Source organism: Chlorobaculum sp. MV4-Y (genome assembly GCF_025244685.1).
In the GTDB taxonomy this organism is placed as follows: Bacteria; Bacteroidota; Chlorobiia; order Chlorobiales; family Chlorobiaceae; genus Chlorobaculum.
Genome location: NZ_CP104202.1, coordinates 1,311,680 through 1,327,637, shown reverse-complemented (window position 1 = coordinate 1,327,637; position 15,958 = coordinate 1,311,680). Strand labels below are relative to the sequence as shown.

The window sequence follows — 15,958 nt, the reverse complement described above, 5'->3', positions numbered from 1 at the left end:
TATATGTCTGGAAGTAAGAATTCTGTAAAAGCCGGTTCGGCGCCGGTCGGTTTCATGGAGGCGGCGTTTTTCACTCTGGTGGTTATTCTGGCCGGATTCGGTATAGAGCTGCTCTCGTCGGGCGGCGGCATCGACATACCAGGCTGGCCCTTTAATCTTGTGTTTCTGCTCTTTTTCGGCGGGCTGATTTTCGCCGTCGGGTTGATTTACCGGGAGCATCCGCTGGTTGCGTGGCTTGGCGGCATTCCGCTGGGGCTGAGCCTGATCATCGGTCTCGCCCTGCTCTCCCTCGTTGGCGGCGTGTTGCCCCAGGACAAGTTTCCGCCTGGCTCGATCGTGGCCATGCTGCGGCTGAACGGTATGTTTTCGAGCTGGCCGTTCGCGCTGGTCACGCTGCTTTTTCTCTTCAATCTCGGCCTCTCGCTGGTTTGGAAGACCATTCCGTTCAGAGTCGCCAACCTCCAGTTCATGCTTTTTCACGGCGGCTTCTGGATCGCGCTCTCCTGCGGTCTGCTCGGTACGACGCAGCTCGAACGCCTTGTCGTGCCGCTGTATGAAGGCAAGGCGAGCGACGTGGCGTACAATCGCGAATCCGAAGAGGCGATTCATCTGCCCTTTTCGATCTACCTGAAAGATTTCCAGATCGAACAGTATGCGCCAAAATTCGCCCTGTACGATCCCGAGCATGACCGGCTTGTCGAGCCGAAATCGAAGCTCGTTCCCGAAATCGCCAAAGGGGTCAGGGGCGAGTGGCCGGGCCTCGGTTCGGTGACTGTGCTCGACTATCTGCCTAACGCAATGCCTGGTGCGGATGGCGTACCGGTAGTGGTTGACGGCAAGAAAGGAGTGGCTTTTGCCCGGGTGAGGATCGATGAAAACGGCAAGGTTTCTGAGCACTGGATCAGCTCCGGCGGGCCAACGGTGAAGCCACTGTTCGTGCCGATGGGCAGCTATTTCATCATTATGGCCGATGGCGCGCCCAAGGCGTTCCGGTCGGAGGTCACGCTGATCGGCGCTGGTGGCGAGCGGATAACGGAAACGCTCGAAGTGAACAAGCCGGTCGATTTTCACGGATGGAAGCTTTACCAGTCGGGGTATGACGAGAGCGCCGGGCGCTGGTCAACGCTGAGCCTCGTCGAGGCGGTGCGGGACCCGTGGCTGCCCGCGGTCTATCTTGGATTCTTCATGATTATGGCTGGCAACGTTTTGTACTTCTGGAAAGGCTTTAAAAAGATGGAGGAGGCATGACCCTGGTAGAATTTCCGGCAATAGCCCTCGCGGCGGTCGTGTGCTGGGCGGTAGGGAGCCTCTTGCAGATTCCGGCGAAAAACTCCAAGGTGTTATGCACCCTCTCCTGGCTTTTCATGTTCTCAGGAACCTTGGTTCTTGTATGGTTTCTAGCCTCTTACTGGATAGCTCTCGATCGTCCGCCGCTTCGCACACTTGGTGAAACGAGGCTCTGGTATGCGACGCTCATTCCTGCCGTCGGTTTCCTGGTTGAGTACCGCTACAAGATCGGCTGGCTCAAGTACTACTGCATGGGGCTGGCGACGGTGTTTCTCGGTGTCAACTACATGCACCCCGACGTCTTCGAGAAGGCCCTTATGCCTGCGTTGCAGAGCCCGTGGTTCGTGCCGCACGTGGTGGTTTATCTGGTAGGCTACGTGCTGCTGGCGGCCTCGGCGGTCTCCGGCTGGCACAACGTTTTCCTCAACTTCCGTGGCAAGCGTTCTACAAAGGGGGAGTCGATGTCTCACTATCTCGCCCTGCTTGGATTTGTGTGGCTCACCTTTGGCCTGATTTTCGGCGCACTCTGGGCCAAGGAGGCGTGGGGGCACTACTGGACCTGGGATCCGAAAGAGACCTGGGCCTTCATCTCGTGGCTGGCCTACCTCGGCTACCTGCACCTCGTGGCGCGAAAGACCGATCCGCGCAAGCTCCAGTGGTATCTCGGTATGGCGTTTTTCGTGCTGCTGGTGTGCTGGTTCGGCGTGAACTACCTCCCCTCGGCGCAGAACAGCGTGCACACCTATTCAGGCTGAGGCCGGGAAACGGCAAGTAACCGGTAGTGGACGAAGAGGGTTTTGCGATTCTCTTCGTCCTTTTTCTTTTTTTACAGCTCCACGATCAGATGTGACTCCGTCGAGTATCCTTCGAGCACTCTGACCAGTTCGCCAATCAGCGACGGGCCGTATTTGTTGAGGTAGTAGAAGATGTTGATGCTTCGCTCCTGCGGCTTGCCATTCGGGAACAGGTTCAGCTCCGCCTTGTCGAGCTGCTGCAGCAGCTCATCGTTTTTTCGCCTGCCTGCACGGTATGTTTTCTCCTTGATGTTGTCGATGATTTTGGCAATCTGGCCCGATGAAGCCGCCAGGGTTGGTTGCAAGGTCGGATCCATCTTGACGAGCATCGGTTCCAGCGTAGAGAGTGAGTGAGCGACCTCCGATTCCACCTGCTCGAACAGCGCGTCGATGTCCACACTATCGCCGCCTGAAACCATCGATTTCCGCAGCTCCTGCACATCTTCGAATACCGCTTCGTACACCTGTCTTCGCGAAAAGCTCGGCCTTCCGGTGGATTTGAGGACTTTGTCCATCGTGCGGGCAATTTTCGGCTCGACCAGCGTGAAGCTGCCGCGCGGAATCACGAAAGGCATTACAAGATCGAAGTGTTCGTAGGCCTTGCGGAACTGCGCCAGGTAACTGATTTCGCCGGGGCCGCCGATGTAGGCGAAGGTGGGCAGCACGGTGTCCTGCACGATCGGGCGGAGGATGACGTTCGGGCTGAATTTTTCGGGCTGATCCTGGCAGATTTCAATCAGCTGGTGGCGCGTGTAGCGCTGGCGGTCTGGCAGGACGAGGAAGTTGTCGGGCGATGGCTGTTCGATCTTCAGCCGTTGGCCGAGCTGGTTGAGGTAGAAGAGGTTGACCGCGCGCGGCTTGGTCTGCGCCGGGTAGCCCATCGATTCGAGAATCGAGCTTTGTGCCACCACATCGTATGAAGAGGCGGGCGCGGTTTCGATCTCCCTGCAAAACACTTCGCCGGCCAGCTGCTTGAAGCGCGGGTCGTTTGCCGAAATGAGGATCAGCGGGTGGTCGCTGAAGAGCCGGTTCATCGTGCGTGCGAAGGCGATCTCGAAGGTGATGCCGGGGTCGTAGCAGGCTCGGAGCAGTTCAGCGATCTCCGGCTTGAATTCCGTGTCCGGCAAGAGGTCGAGGAACTGGCAAACCGTCTCGCCGATACTCGCGCCGAGCAGTGTCGAGCCGGCCATCTGGTCGGGGAGGCGGTGCGCGCCTTCCGCCGTGATCTGTTCGAGGCCGCTGCCGGAGAAGAGCACGGTCGATGAGGCTTCGTCGAAATCGTGGTCTTCGCTTTCGATCCAGAAGAGCGGCACGAAGTCATACTCGGGGAACAGTTCCTTTTGCTTGCGGGCAAGAATTACGGCAGTCAGCGCTTTATAGATGGTGTAAAGCGGGCCGGTAAAGAGGCCAGTCTGCTGGCCGGTGACGATGGCCATGCAGCGCGGCGAGCGCAGCTTTTCGATTTCGCGCTGCTGGCGTTCCGAGCCGCCGAACAGGGTGTTCTGTCTCGTCAGCAACTCCACCAGAGCCTCACGCCTGAAGTTGCGGGATGCAAGAAGGCCGAGGTGACGGTAGTAGTCGGCGTCCTTGCGGTAGTCGAGATGGAAGCAGTTCGCGAGCAGCTTTGTTCGCGCCTCGCTTTCGGAGGTATAGTCGCAGAAAAGCTTCGAAAAACCCTTTTTTGGCGTCTGGATGCGCTGGTAGTTGATAAGAAAAGTGTTCACGCGCTTACTTCTTGATGGTGTTCTGGAGTCTCCAGGTTTCGAGTTCGCTTCTGAAGCGATGATCGGTCATGTCACAGGCGATGGGCGTGACGGCCACATAGTTGTGCCGCACAGCGTATTCGTCCTCCGCGAGATCATTGTCGTGTAGCTGGAGAGAGCCGGCAAGCCAGTAGTAGGGATTGCCGTACATGTCGTGCCGCTCAATGGTCGCCTCTTCCCATCGCGAGCGGCCTTGGCGTGTGAACAGGATGCCGCGAATCTCTTTTTCGGGTACGTTGGGGATATTGGCCGACAGAATGGTGTCGGGCGGCATTCCCCGCTGAAGCGCCTCGCGCGCCAGCTGCCGGGCGAATTTGGCTGCGTAGGTGAAGTCGGCGTTTTCGTAGGTGGTCAGCGAAAAGGCGAGTGACGGCACATTCTGGATCGCTCCCTCGCGGGCGGCGGCTACCGTTCCGGAATAGAGGCTGTTCATGGCGGTGTTGCTGCCATAGTTGATGCCTGAAACGATGAGGTCGGGTTTCGAGTCAAGGATGTGGCTCAGCGCCACCTTGATGCAGTCTACGGGCGTGCCGGAGACAGTATAGCCGAAAAAACGGTTGTTTTTCTGGTACTTCCGGATGCGTAGCGGTTCGCCAAGAGTCATGCCGTGGCTTTTGCCGCTTTGAGGTTCGGCGGGCGCGACCACCGTCACGGAGCCGAGCTTTTTCATCGAGGCAGCTAGCGCGTGCAGACCGGGGCCTTCGATGCCGTCGTCATTACAGACAAGAATATGCGGTTTCTGCGGTTTGGTGCTTGTCGTCAAAAGGTGTCGATGTTATGGTTTCAGATGATGTCAGAAGTCATGGCCCAGGCTGAAATAGAACACTGTTTCGGAGAAATCTATTTTGGCGTTATCCTTGACTTCCTCGTTCTCAAAGGCGAACGGCTTTGCGACGGTGAACTGCGCCGGACCGATCGGCGTATCCCAAACCATTCCAGCGCCTGCGCCCTGAATCAGCTTGCCGATCGACATCTGCGCTCGCCGCTCCCAGACATTGCCGATGTTGTACGACAGCGTGAGCGAGATCGGGAACACGAGTTGCATCGGGACTTTGTAGCGAAGCATGGCTCCGGCAACGGCGATGTTGTTGCCGATCAGGTCGCTGTCTTTCAGTCCGATAAAACGGTAGCTGTACGAATTGCCCGTTCCGCCAAGGAAGAATTTCTCCGAAAGCGGAACCGCCTTGCTGCTGGTTCCGGCAAGGGCTGTCAGTTGGAGCGTGGTGGCTGAAGTGATGGAGAAGTTCTCCTCATGCAACGCCGAGAATTGCCAGAAGCTCTCCGCATTGTTGAGAAGAGCGGAGGTCGATGTGTACCGGATATTCGTATATCGTCCGCCCGAAGGCAGGAATGAACTGTCACGATTGTCGAAGGTGAACTGCCCGCCAACAGATGCGAGGTTGACGTTTCCGGTGGCGAATGGCTCATCGATGTTGTCCCTGATATACGACTGGGCATTCTGTAAAGTGAAGTCCGCCGCCAGACGGCCATTCTTGCTGATTCGGGTGCCGAACGAAGTCGTAATGCCGTAACGCTGGATGCCGAGCGAGCGGGCCTCTCCGGTGTACTGCAAGCCTGATTGCCCGATGAGTGCCAGCTGGCGTGTTTCGAAGTCACGCTGATCGAAAAACGCCCTTGTGAACATGGTCAGCGGTGTGCTTCCGATCCGGGGCATGCTGAATTCAAGATTAAAGCGATTGTTTTTTGTCCAATTTTAGCCCATCCTCCGGCAGAGTTTCCGGTGCCATAGAGGTTTTCATTCCTGAAGTCGAGCAGGAGTTGGGCATTCGAGGTGTCATCATAGCGCACGCCGATGCGCAGAACCGAGGGCAGTTTCTCGTCGAGCTGGACGTGGAGCGTGCCGTTGCTGCCCTGTTCCTGCTGGCTGGGGCTTTCCGTGCTCAGCGAGACCCGGTTGAAAACGCCGGTTCCGTAGAGGTTGTCGAACGTTTTTTCAGCATCCGCATAACGGAATGCCTTTGTGGAATCGACAGCCATTTCCCGCCGGACGGTCAACGGCTTGGTGAGCTTTCTGTCCTGCTCGATCTCCACCTTGTCAATTTTGCCCGAAGTGAGCTGAACGGTGAGCGTCTTGCCTGCGACAGCGGCGTGTTCGATGCCCACGAGGCTGTACCCCTTGTCGCGGTAAAGCCGGATCAGCTTTTCAAGTGACCGGGTTGCGACCTCGCTGGTGTAGAGTTTTCCGTTTAGCGGCAGGAATGCGTTATCGATCGCTTTTTCCGGAACCGCACTGGCCGGGCCGCCTGTGACCTCGATCTTTTCGATCCTCGGCAGCGGTTCGAGCACGAACGCTACGCTTTTCGCGCGGCGGTCGAGCCGGGCGTGAACCCGTGTGAAAAGGCCGGTTTGAAGCAGTTCGTTCAGGATTTTTTTGACACGGGTTTCGCTGCGTACGATGGCCCTCGCCGTTCTCGCCTGTTCGATGTACTCCGCTGCATTCGGGAAGCCCTCGATGCTTTTACTGAATCCGGCAATATCGATATCGTTTTGCGGACTGATCTGGATGTTCCGTTTGATGACCGGGGCGAGCAGGCGGCCCTTGGCGTAACCGGCGGCAATCATTTCGCCAATGTCTGAAAAGTCGGTCGCCTTGTGGTTGCTGATGTCGGGGGTGATGACCATATCGGCCTTTTCGAGCTGTTGCGGGTACTGAATCTGCGTCAGGATGGTCATCGCCTGGTCGGCGGCTTTCCACGGTACGTCGATTTCACCGCTGTCGGTGTACATCCTGCCATGCGTGTCCACGGCCACCTTGTAGCCTGCATCAAAATGATCCAGCTCATCGACGGGGAGGTTGGCCACCAGCCCTCCGTCGGCCAGCTTCTGGCCGTTCCGTTCGGTTGGCAGATTGAGAATCGGAATGGTGCTGCTGGCGCGCATCGCCTCCGAGAGCGGCCCCGAGGTGAGCGTCACACGGCGACCCGACAGCAGGTCGGTAGAGATCGCCCGGAACCCGACAGGCAGGTCGGAAAACGAGTGACCGGTGTGATAGGGGGCGTTCAGTATAAGCAGGTCGATGGTTCGGGTGAGCGTTTGTGCCGCGCTCAGCGATTTGGGCACGACCAGCTTGAATTTCTCGAAACGGATGGCGATGGAGGCGCGGTCCCGGATGCTTTTCTGTTCAAGATAGGTGTTGGTTCTGGGCGCTTCGTTATCGAGCGAAACAAGCTTCTGCCAGGGGAGAGCGTGTGCCAGCGATTCAAGTTCCGCGGCGGTGTAGCCCGAACTGTACAGCCCGCCGACCAGAGCGCCCATGCTGGTTCCGGCGATGAAGTCGATGGGCACGTTCTCCTCCTCCAGCGCCTTGAGCACGCCGATCTGGGCGATGCTGTTCGCCCCGCCTCCCGACAGGGCCAGCCCGACGGTTTTGCGCAGCGGGCGCATGGCCGGAAGAATTTCGTAACGGTGATTTGGTGTCGCGAGCGTGTCGGGCCAGACGATGATCGCGGCAGCTCGTGCTTCGCGCAGCGGCAGCATGGCGACAACGGCAATCGGGAGCAGGAGAGCCAGCTTTACAAACGGTCGTAAAAATGAGAGATGCAAAAGCTGCTGTCGTTTGCGGTTCACAAGGGACTCCGGGCACAGCCTGTTTTTTGGGAAATCGTGTCGAGTTTATATCTTAAATTTCAATGTAAACTCTTTAGAGGTAATAATAAAAATGGTCTGGTTCAAACGGGCGATTCCTTCGATACGAACAAAGGACAAGCGAGATACCCCGGAAGGGTTGTGGTCGAAATGCGATGCGTGCGGCGCTGCTCTGCACAAAAAACAGCTTGAAGATCACCTCTATACCTGTCCGCATTGCGGTTTTCATTTCCGCATTTCGCCAGATCTCTATTTTTCCTTCCTGTTTGACGACGGGAAGTGGGATGAGTTCGACGCACAGCTCAGGGCTGCCGATCCGCTCAAGTTCGTCGATACCAAGGACTACCCTGAGCGCGTTCGCTCCACGATGCAGAAATCGGGCAAAAGCGAGGCGTGCCGGAATGCAACCGGCAAGCTTGGCGGCTCTGATACGGTCATTTCGGGTATGGATTTCAGCTTCATCGGCGGTTCGATGGGTTCGGTGGTCGGCGAGAAGATCGCCCGCGCTGCCGACAGGAGTGTGGAATTGAACGCGCCGCTCATTGTCATTTCGCAGTCCGGCGGCGCGCGCATGATGGAGGGGGCGTTCAGCCTCATGCAGATGGCCAAGACCTCGGCGCGGTTGACGCGTCTCGGCGAGCGCGGCATCCCGTTCATCTCGCTCATGACCGACCCGACGATGGGCGGCATCAGCGCTTCGTTCGCCATGCTCGGCGACCTGAACATCAGCGAGCCGAAAGCGCTCATCGGTTTTGCCGGGCCGCGCGTCATTCGCGACACCATCAAACGCGATCTTCCCGAAGGCTTCCAGCGTGCCGAGTTTCTGCAGGAGCACGGCTTCGTTGACACCATCGTCCACCGCAAGGATTTGCGTGCGCAGCTCATCAAGCTGCTCGGGCACATGAAGTGAGGGGGAGAAGAGATACTGATAGGTCGAATGGGAGGGAAAAGGGAAAAGAAATTCTTTTCCCTTTTTTCATTCATCATCCGTTTTTCCACCCAAGCGCCCGGCTTGTCACCGGGAACTGCTCGGTGAAAATCGCCTGTACGGCTTCAGCGATATCGCGGTGCTCTTTCTGAGTGGCGGGGTCGGTGCGGACTTCGAGGTAGTGGATCCAGCTTCGCACGGAGCCTTTCATGTAGAGCCGGGTCTGCGTGGCGAGCGGCAGCAGTACGCGGGCGCACTCTTTGGCGATGCCTTTCTCCAGCGCCTCTTCATAACTCTCGAACGCGAGCTGCGCGATTTTGTCCTGCGCTTCGTCAAACCACTTTATGGTCGCCTCGTCGAGATCATCCAGCGAGTTCTGCCTGTTTTTCACATCCTGACGCCTCGGCTCGTACTTTTCAGTGGTCTGCGCTTTGGCGTATCGCTGTGAAAATTCCTGGAAACAGAAGCTGCGATGGCGCAGAATCTGCGGAGAAATGGCACGGGAGGTGGTGATTTCCACGGTCATGTCAACCATCTCGAAGACGCTCCAGTGCTTGTTCTGGATGCAGTAGGCGAGCAGCTTTTCGTAATCCGGTGTCTCCTGGTGCGGGCTCGATACGCGAGCGCAGTAGGCCATGAGTCCTTCCGGCGTGAGCTGGCGGTGGTCGATTTCGATGAGCGGGTTGGTGACGGAGATGAGGCGTACCTGCATGGTTATCTGACGGTCTTGAATGGTGGTATGAAGCGTTCAATATACCAAAAGTCGAAGAGGCGATGGAGGTGCTGTCGTAATAATTTAAGGAAAGCGGAACCGGATTTCTTGAAATCTTGTTCCGTCTCTGTATTTTAGGTGTTCATTGAACCACTCTGCGGAATTTGAACGTATATTTCGCCGGGCAACAACAAAAAAAGTTCACGCACATGGCAAATATCAATTTCGGTTTCGACCATCACGCCAAAAAGCTCTACTCTGGAGCGATTGAAAACAGCATCAACAGTCAGCTTGTGCCGATGGTCATCGAGACCTCGGGTCGTGGCGAACGCGCATTCGATATCTTCTCCCGTCTGCTCAGGGAGCGCATCATTTTTCTTGGCTCTCCTATCGACGAGCATGTGGCCGGTCTCATCATGGCGCAGCTCATCTTCCTCGAATCGGAAGACCCGGAGCGCGACATCTCCATCTACATCAACTCGCCTGGCGGCAGCGTTTCGGCAGGGCTCGGTATCTACGACACGATGCAGTACATCCGCCCGGACATCTCGACGGTGTGCGTCGGCATGGCGGCCAGCATGGGTGCGTTCCTGCTCGCCAGTGGCACGACCGGCAAGCGGGCCTCGCTGCCGCACTCGCGCATCATGATCCACCAGCCTTCGGGCGGCGCGCAGGGCCAGGAGACCGACATTCTCATTCAGGCCCGCGAGATCGAAAAAATCCGCCACCTGCTTGAAGACCTGCTCGCCAAACATACCGGTCAGGATGTGGTGAAAATCCGCGAGGACTCCGAGCGCGACCGCTGGATGAGCGCCACCGAGGCCAAGGAGTACGGCCTGATCGACCAGATTTTCGAGAAACGTCCGGCTCCGGCTAAAGAGGATTGAGATAAGCCGGACAGATCGGGACATAACGATTTTCAGACGCCTCCTTGCCGGGTGGCGTCTGTAATTTTCAACCTTGCTTTGAACCAGACTCATGAGTGACCATTCCGCGCAGAATCTCGATAAAACCTATAACCACCACGAAGTAGAGGAGCGCTGGCGAAGCGCGCACTGGGAGGCGCTCGGCGCGTTTCACGCCGAAAGCTCGCGCGTGCTCGAAGGCGGCGCGACGCCCTACACGGTGCTGATGCCGCCGCCGAACGTGACCGGCAGCCTGACGCTCGGCCACGTGCTGAACCACACGCTTCAGGACATCTTCATCCGCTACGCCCGCATGAGCGGCAAGGAGGCGTTGTGGCTGCCCGGCACCGACCACGCGGGCATCGCCACGCAGACGGTGGTGGAGAAGAAGCTGCGCAAGGAGGGGGTCACGCGCCACGATCTCGGACGGCACGATTTTCTCGACAAGGTGTGGGAGTGGCGCGAGGAGTACGGTGGCCTGATTCTGCGCCAGCTCCGTAAGCTCGGCATTTCGTGTGACTGGCGGCGCAACCTTTTTACGATGGACGAACGCGCTTCCGAAGCGGTCATCAACACCTTCGTGGCGCTCTATCGCGAGGGGCTGATCTACCGTGGCCGCCGCATCATCAACTGGTGCCCGGTGTCACAGACGGCGCTTTCGGACGAAGAGGTCATCATGAAGTCGCGGCGCGACAAGCTGGTCTATGTGAGCTATCCGCTCGCCAAGGATCCGTCGCGCTCAATTACGATTGCGACCGTTCGTCCCGAGACGATTCTGGCCGACGTGGCCATCGCAGTCAATCCGAATGACGAGCGCTATGCAGACCTGATCGGCGAGCTGGTGGTGGTGCCGATTGCCGGACGTCACGTACCGGTCATCGCCGACGACTACGTCGATATCGAGTTCGGCACCGGCGCGTTGAAGATCACCCCGGCGCATGACCCAAACGACTACGAAGTGGCCAAACGCCACAACCTGCCGGTCTTTTCGGTGATTGGCAAGGATGCCCGCATGACCGACGAGTGCGGCTATGCGGGGATGGATCGCTTCGAGGCCCGCGACAAGATCGTTGCCGATCTCGAAGAGCTGGGTCATCTTGTCAAGGTCGAGGAGTACGAGCACAACGTGGGCTACTCCGAACGCGCTGACGTGGTGGTCGAGCCGTACCTCTCCGAGCAGTGGTTTGTCAAGATGCAGCCGCTCGCCGAACCGGCGCTCAAGGCGGTCAACGACGGCGAAATCCGCTTCCACCCCGAGCACTGGATCAACACCTATCGCCACTGGATGGAGAACATCCAGGACTGGTGCATCTCCCGCCAGCTCTGGTGGGGTCACCGCATTCCGGCCTGGTACGACGACAAGGGCAATGTCTGGGTTGCGCCGTCGTACGAAGAGGCGTGCCACCTGGCGGGCACCGACAAGCTTTCGCAGGACGAGGATGTGCTCGACACCTGGTTCTCGTCGTGGCTCTGGCCGCTGACCACCCTCGGCTGGACGGGCCTGCACAGCGACAACGACGACCTGCGTGCCTTCTACCCGACCGACACGCTGGTGACCGGCCCGGACATCATTTTCTTCTGGGTAGCCCGCATGATCATGGCCGGGCTGCACTTCAAGGGCGACGTACCTTTCCGCGACGTTTACTTCACCAGCATCATCCGCGACATGAAGGGGCGAAAGCTCTCCAAGTCGCTCGGCAACTCGCCCGACCCGCTCAAGGTGATCGACACCTATGGCACCGACGCCCTGCGCTTTACCATCGTCTACATCGCGCCGCTCGGGCAGGATGTGCTCTTTGGCGAGGAGAAGTGCGAGCTTGGCCGCAACTTTGCCACCAAAATCTGGAACGCCTCTCGCTTTGTCTTCATGCAGCGCGAAAAGCTCTTCTCCACCCGCGAGGAGTTCGTCGAAGCTTTCGCGGGCTTCACGCCCGACCGCGCATTGCTCTCCACCGCCGGACTCTGGCTCATGTCGCGCTACAACGCGATGCTCGAACGCTACCATCAGGCGATGGCCAGCTTCAAGGTGAACGACATGGTGAAGATCGTGCACGAGTTTTTCTGGGGCGACTACTGCGACTGGTACGTCGAGGCGCTCAAGAGCGAGCTGGCGGGCGAGACCTCTGAGGAGCGGGGACACCACGCGGTGTGTCTGGCGGTCTCGGTGCTCGAAGGAGTGCTCAAGGCGCTGCATCCGGTCATGCCATTTATTACCGATGAGATCTGGCATGCCATCGCGCCACGCGGCAACGAAGAGACCATCGCCAAAGAGGTGATGCCGCAGCCTGATGCGTCGTGGACGGCGGAAGACGCCGCCGCTTTCGATCTGGTGCGCAACATGGTGTCGGAAATCCGCAGCCTCCGCTCGGCCTTCAACGTGCCGCACGATTTGCGAGCCAGCGCGGTCATCCGGGTATCTTCACCCGGAACGCTCGCTGCTCTTGAAGCCGGCCGCAATATTTTTCCTGCCCTGACACGGTGCGAAGTCGAACTCGGCGAAAGCGTCGAAAGACCCGCCCACTCGGCAGCTTCGGTGGTTGATGGCAATGAACTTTTTATCAGGCTGGAAGGGTTAATATCGTTCGAAAAGGAAAAAGAGCGTCTGCAGAAAGAGATCACGAAGGTCACTGCCTACATTGGATCGTTGGAGAAAAAACTTTCAAACGAAAAGTTTGTTTCAAACGCTCCAGCCGATGTGGTGGCGAAGGAGAAAGAAAAACTCGAAGAGTCGCGCTCAATGGTGTTGAAGCTGCAAGAGAACCTCGAAGTTCTCTCGTGATTGCTTAGTATTATTTTTAAGCGTAAAACAGAAAAGTCCGAATTTTTTCAGATATTCCATGTTTGATTTCATCTGTTCGGAATCCTGTGCTTTTGCTGACATGCTTCGGTTTGCAGTGTGCAACAGGAGTACATGATCCGTGGTAGTGCCATGAAGTTCGAACAAGGATTAATTCATGAGGCAATTGAAAATCAGTAAACAGATTACTAACAGGGAGAGTCTCTCCCTTGATCGTTACCTTCAGGAAATTGGCAAGTACGATCTGTTGACGGCCGAAGACGAGGTGAAGCTTACCATGGCCATCAAGGAAGGTTACGATATGCCGGTTGATACCGTCGAGTACAAACGTGCCAAGCGGGCGCTCGACAAGCTGATCAAGGGTAACCTGCGCTTTGTGGTTTCGGTGGCCAAGCAGTACCAGAACCAGGGGCTGACTCTTGGCGACCTTATCAATGAAGGCAACCTCGGCCTCATCAAGGCGGCTAAGCGCTTCGACGAAACCCGAGGCTTCAAGTTCATCTCCTACGCGGTGTGGTGGATCCGCCAGTCGATTCTCCAGGCGCTGGCTGAGCAGTCCCGAATCGTGCGCTTGCCGCTCAATCGTGTTGGTACGCTCAACAAAATCAGCAAGGCGTACAGCCAGCTCGAACAGGAGTACGAGCGTGATCCGAACACCAAGGAGCTGGCCAACCTGCTCGACATGGATTCGCAGGACGTCGCCGACACCCTCAAGATTGCCGGACGTCACGTTTCGGTCGATGCGCCCTTCGCGCAGGGTGACGACAACCGCCTGCTTGACGTGTTGCAGAACGACGGCCACATGCCCGACCACACGCTGAACCGCGATTCGCTCACCCTCGAAGTCGAACGTTCGCTCTCCGTGCTTGCACCGAGAGAGGCTGACGTTATCCGCTCCTACTTCGGTATCGGCATGGACAACCCGCTCACCCTTGAGGAGATCGGTGAAAAGTTCAAGCTTACCCGTGAGCGCGTCCGCCAGATCAAGGAAAAAGCGATCCGCCGCCTCCGCCAGTCCGCCTACAACAAGGTGCTCAAGGAGTACATCGGAAGCTGAGATTCAGCGAGGACATAAAGAATTCATCAAAGCCGGCAGCAGTATCGCCGGCTTTGATGTTTTATGGGGGCCGAAGAAAGAATAGGTCTGATAAGTCTGATAGGACGGATGGGAGAGACAGGACGAATGCAACGAGGAGGTCAGCTTTTACAAAGATGCACTAACTCTCCCTCCCCAACTTCCAGCTCAGCACTCGCGTTTCCGTTGTGGATTGCGATTTCGATCATTCCGCTGCTGCCGATGTAGGCGAGCGGCTGGCCGGGCTTCACTTCGCCGTAGGTTCGGACTATGGGCAGTGGTGCGGAGTTGCCGACTGTGACTTTCCAGTCTTCGCCGCCCGCGATCATCGAGGCTTCAAACGAGGTGATGAGGTTACCGAAGTGGTCGGTCGCAATCACTTCACCTTGCCAGCCGTTCCCTTCCTCCAATGGGCGGTTTTTCCATAGCTCGATTCTTGTGCAGTTCGCGACGTCAATCGCTGCGCCGAAGGCGTCCAAAGGCACACCAGTGGCGAGGTGGGCAGCGGCGGGGCTGAAGAGGTCGCGGCCGTGGAAGGTGGCGCTCGGGTTTGCGAGCTGGTAGGTCGGTTTCGTCAGCTCGTGGCATTTTGCGTTCGCCCAGCGCTCGAAGACTGGCGTGAGGAGACCGTTGTCCGGTGCAATGAAAAAGTATGGTCCGGCCTCGACGCCGATGGCCCGACGGGCGGTGCCGACGCCGGGATCGACCACGCTGACGAAGATCGTCCCGTCCGGAAAATAGCCGACGGAGCGATCGAGGTGGAAGGCGGCCTGGCGGACGTTCTGGGCGCTGATGGAGTGGGTGAGGTCGATCACGCGGGCCTCGCGGCAGATGGTGGCGATGACCCCTTTCATCACGCCGACGAAGGCATCTTCGAGGCCGAAATCGGTCATGAGTACGATGAGCGGTGGCTGGAGCATGGCGTCAGTGGTCGGCTGACCGGTACAAGAACGCACCGGCTGTGATGAAGAGCATATCGGGCAGCCAGGCGGCGAGCACGGGATCGAGCAGACCGTCGTAACCGAGGCTGCCGATGGTTTTGAGCATGCCGAGATAGAGAAGCCCGATGAGCAGGCTGATGGAAATCTCCACCGCCAGACCGCTGCGCTTTTTCTTCGAGGAGAGCGGTACGCCGATCAGCACGATGATCATGCTGGCCAGCGGCAGGGCGAGCTTGGTGTGCAGCTTGACCGTCGCCCGTTCAAGTCCTGATAGCCCCGAACGCGCTTTTTGCCAGATGAAATCGACGTGCTGCACGATGTTCATTTCGTCCGGGTCGGTGTCGATCATCTTGAACGTATTGGGTGCCAGCGAGAGCTTCAGGGTGTCCGCGCCCGGCTTGGTGGCGAGCGTTTCGATGCCATTCGAGAAGGTGCGCTTTTTCGTGTTATACAAAATCCAGTATTTCTTGCGGGTGATGATCCGGAGCGAATCAGCATCGATGCGCTCAACGATCTGGCTTCCGTTGAACGTTTCGAGGGAGACAGTTGCCGCGCTTTTACGGTCGGGGCCGATCTCGGCGACGGTCAGGATGCGGTTTTTCGACTCACGGATGTGTAGCGGCTCTTTGCCGTTATCCTGTTGTTTTTTCAGGTAGCGTTTTTCGAATCCTTTCGACCAGTCGTACATCGCCGGGGCGATGAAGCAGGAGTTGACTGTGTTGAACGCCGTGATCACGAGCGTTACGACAAGAAACGGCTTCATCAGGCGCGACAGGCTCATGCCCGCCGATTTGAGTGCGGGCAGTTCGCTCTGCATTGAGAGCTTGCCGGTCACGAAAAGCGAGGCGAGCAGTACGCTGAGCGGCGAGGTGAGCAGAAAGGTGTCCGGCAGGCCGCTAAGGTAGTAGATGATGATCCTGCCGAATGGGATATGCCGGTCCAGAAACCGGTCGAGATTTTCGACCAGATTGATCAGAATGAACAGTGCGGCGAAACTCGCGAGCGCGAAGAGGAAGATCGTCAGGAACTGCCGGGCGATGTAGCGATCGATGATCGTGAAATTGCCGAAGCCGGGCAGCTTCAAGAGTGGATTCTCCCGGTTGCCCGCTTCGTCCAGTGTCGCTTTGGCGTCTTTCATCAGGTGAAATTC

At 57.7% G+C, this 15,958-nt stretch carries 13 protein-coding genes; 6 read left to right on the top strand and 7 right to left on the bottom strand.

The genetic code is table 11. The features are described 5' to 3' along the window. The first annotated feature begins 3 nt into the window (after window positions 1-3). Together NY406_RS06385 and NY406_RS06380 are read left to right on the top strand one after the other, a co-directional pair. Window positions 4-1,248 (top strand): cytochrome c biogenesis protein ResB, encoded by a 1,245-nt coding sequence (locus NY406_RS06385; RefSeq protein ID WP_260533290.1) that lies wholly within the window; start codon window positions 4-6, stop codon window positions 1,246-1,248. Next, complete coding sequence (locus tag NY406_RS06380) at window positions 1,245-2,042, top strand: cytochrome c biogenesis protein (protein ID WP_260533289.1); 798 nt, start codon at window positions 1,245-1,247, stop codon at window positions 2,040-2,042. Before NY406_RS06385 ends, NY406_RS06380 begins: the two co-directional genes overlap by 4 nt. A gap of 71 nt (window positions 2,043-2,113) precedes the next feature. On the opposite strand, the gene bshC is transcribed toward NY406_RS06380, so the two are convergent. From bshC to NY406_RS11195, 4 genes are read right to left on the bottom strand one after another with little or no spacing between them, the layout of a single operon-like run. Further along, on the bottom strand, window positions 2,114-3,805 hold the full coding sequence (bshC, locus tag NY406_RS06375) for a bacillithiol biosynthesis cysteine-adding enzyme BshC (protein WP_260533288.1): 1,692 nt from the start codon (window positions 3,803-3,805) through the stop codon (window positions 2,114-2,116). A 4-nt stretch (window positions 3,806-3,809) separates the two neighbouring features. Further along, window positions 3,810-4,607 carry a 5'/3'-nucleotidase SurE gene (surE, locus tag NY406_RS06370; RefSeq protein WP_260533287.1) on the bottom strand — a complete coding sequence of 266 codons (798 nt, stop codon included), beginning with the start codon at window positions 4,605-4,607 and terminating at the stop codon, window positions 3,810-3,812. A gap of 30 nt (window positions 4,608-4,637) precedes the next feature. Then, on the bottom strand, window positions 4,638-5,519 hold the full coding sequence (locus NY406_RS11200) for an outer membrane protein assembly factor (protein WP_317618639.1): 882 nt from the start codon (window positions 5,517-5,519) through the stop codon (window positions 4,638-4,640). Then, entirely contained in the window at window positions 5,492-7,432 is a 1,941-nt protein-coding gene (locus NY406_RS11195; RefSeq protein WP_317618638.1) for a patatin-like phospholipase family protein, read from the bottom strand. Before NY406_RS11195 ends, NY406_RS11200 begins: the two co-directional genes overlap by 28 nt. A gap of 91 nt (window positions 7,433-7,523) precedes the next feature. On the opposite strand from NY406_RS11195, the gene accD reads away from it, so the two are divergent. Beyond that, window positions 7,524-8,360, top strand: coding sequence for an acetyl-CoA carboxylase, carboxyltransferase subunit beta (gene accD, locus NY406_RS06360; protein WP_260533286.1), 837 nt, complete (start codon window positions 7,524-7,526; stop codon window positions 8,358-8,360). Between the two features lie 73 nt (window positions 8,361-8,433). Here the strand turns inward: accD and thyX are convergent, their stop codons facing one another. After that, complete coding sequence (gene thyX / locus NY406_RS06355) at window positions 8,434-9,090, bottom strand: FAD-dependent thymidylate synthase (protein ID WP_260533285.1); 657 nt, start codon at window positions 9,088-9,090, stop codon at window positions 8,434-8,436. A gap of 209 nt (window positions 9,091-9,299) precedes the next feature. Here thyX and clpP point away from each other — a divergent pair, with 209 nt between their 5' ends. The 3 genes from clpP (at window position 9,300) to NY406_RS06340 (ending at window position 13,849) form a co-directional block, all read left to right on the top strand. Continuing rightward, complete coding sequence (clpP, locus tag NY406_RS06350) at window positions 9,300-9,977, top strand: ATP-dependent Clp endopeptidase proteolytic subunit ClpP (protein WP_260533284.1); 678 nt, start codon at window positions 9,300-9,302, stop codon at window positions 9,975-9,977. Between the two features lie 91 nt (window positions 9,978-10,068). Continuing rightward, on the top strand, window positions 10,069-12,774 hold the full coding sequence (locus NY406_RS06345; RefSeq protein WP_260533283.1) for a valine--tRNA ligase: 2,706 nt from the start codon (window positions 10,069-10,071) through the stop codon (window positions 12,772-12,774). A gap of 175 nt (window positions 12,775-12,949) precedes the next feature. Further along, window positions 12,950-13,849, top strand: coding sequence for an RNA polymerase sigma factor RpoD/SigA (locus NY406_RS06340; RefSeq protein WP_260533282.1), 900 nt, complete (start codon window positions 12,950-12,952; stop codon window positions 13,847-13,849). A 140-nt stretch (window positions 13,850-13,989) separates the two neighbouring features. Here the strand turns inward: NY406_RS06340 and NY406_RS06335 are convergent, their stop codons facing one another. Both NY406_RS06335 and NY406_RS06330 read right to left on the bottom strand, forming a co-directional pair. Beyond that, entirely contained in the window at window positions 13,990-14,787 is a 798-nt protein-coding gene (locus NY406_RS06335; RefSeq protein ID WP_260533281.1) for an S-adenosyl-l-methionine hydroxide adenosyltransferase family protein, read from the bottom strand. A 4-nt stretch (window positions 14,788-14,791) separates the two neighbouring features. Then, a complete protein-coding gene (locus tag NY406_RS06330) occupies window positions 14,792-15,946 on the bottom strand; it encodes an LptF/LptG family permease (protein ID WP_260533280.1) in 1,155 nt (384 codons plus the stop codon). Window positions 15,947-15,958: the final 12 nt, after the last annotated feature.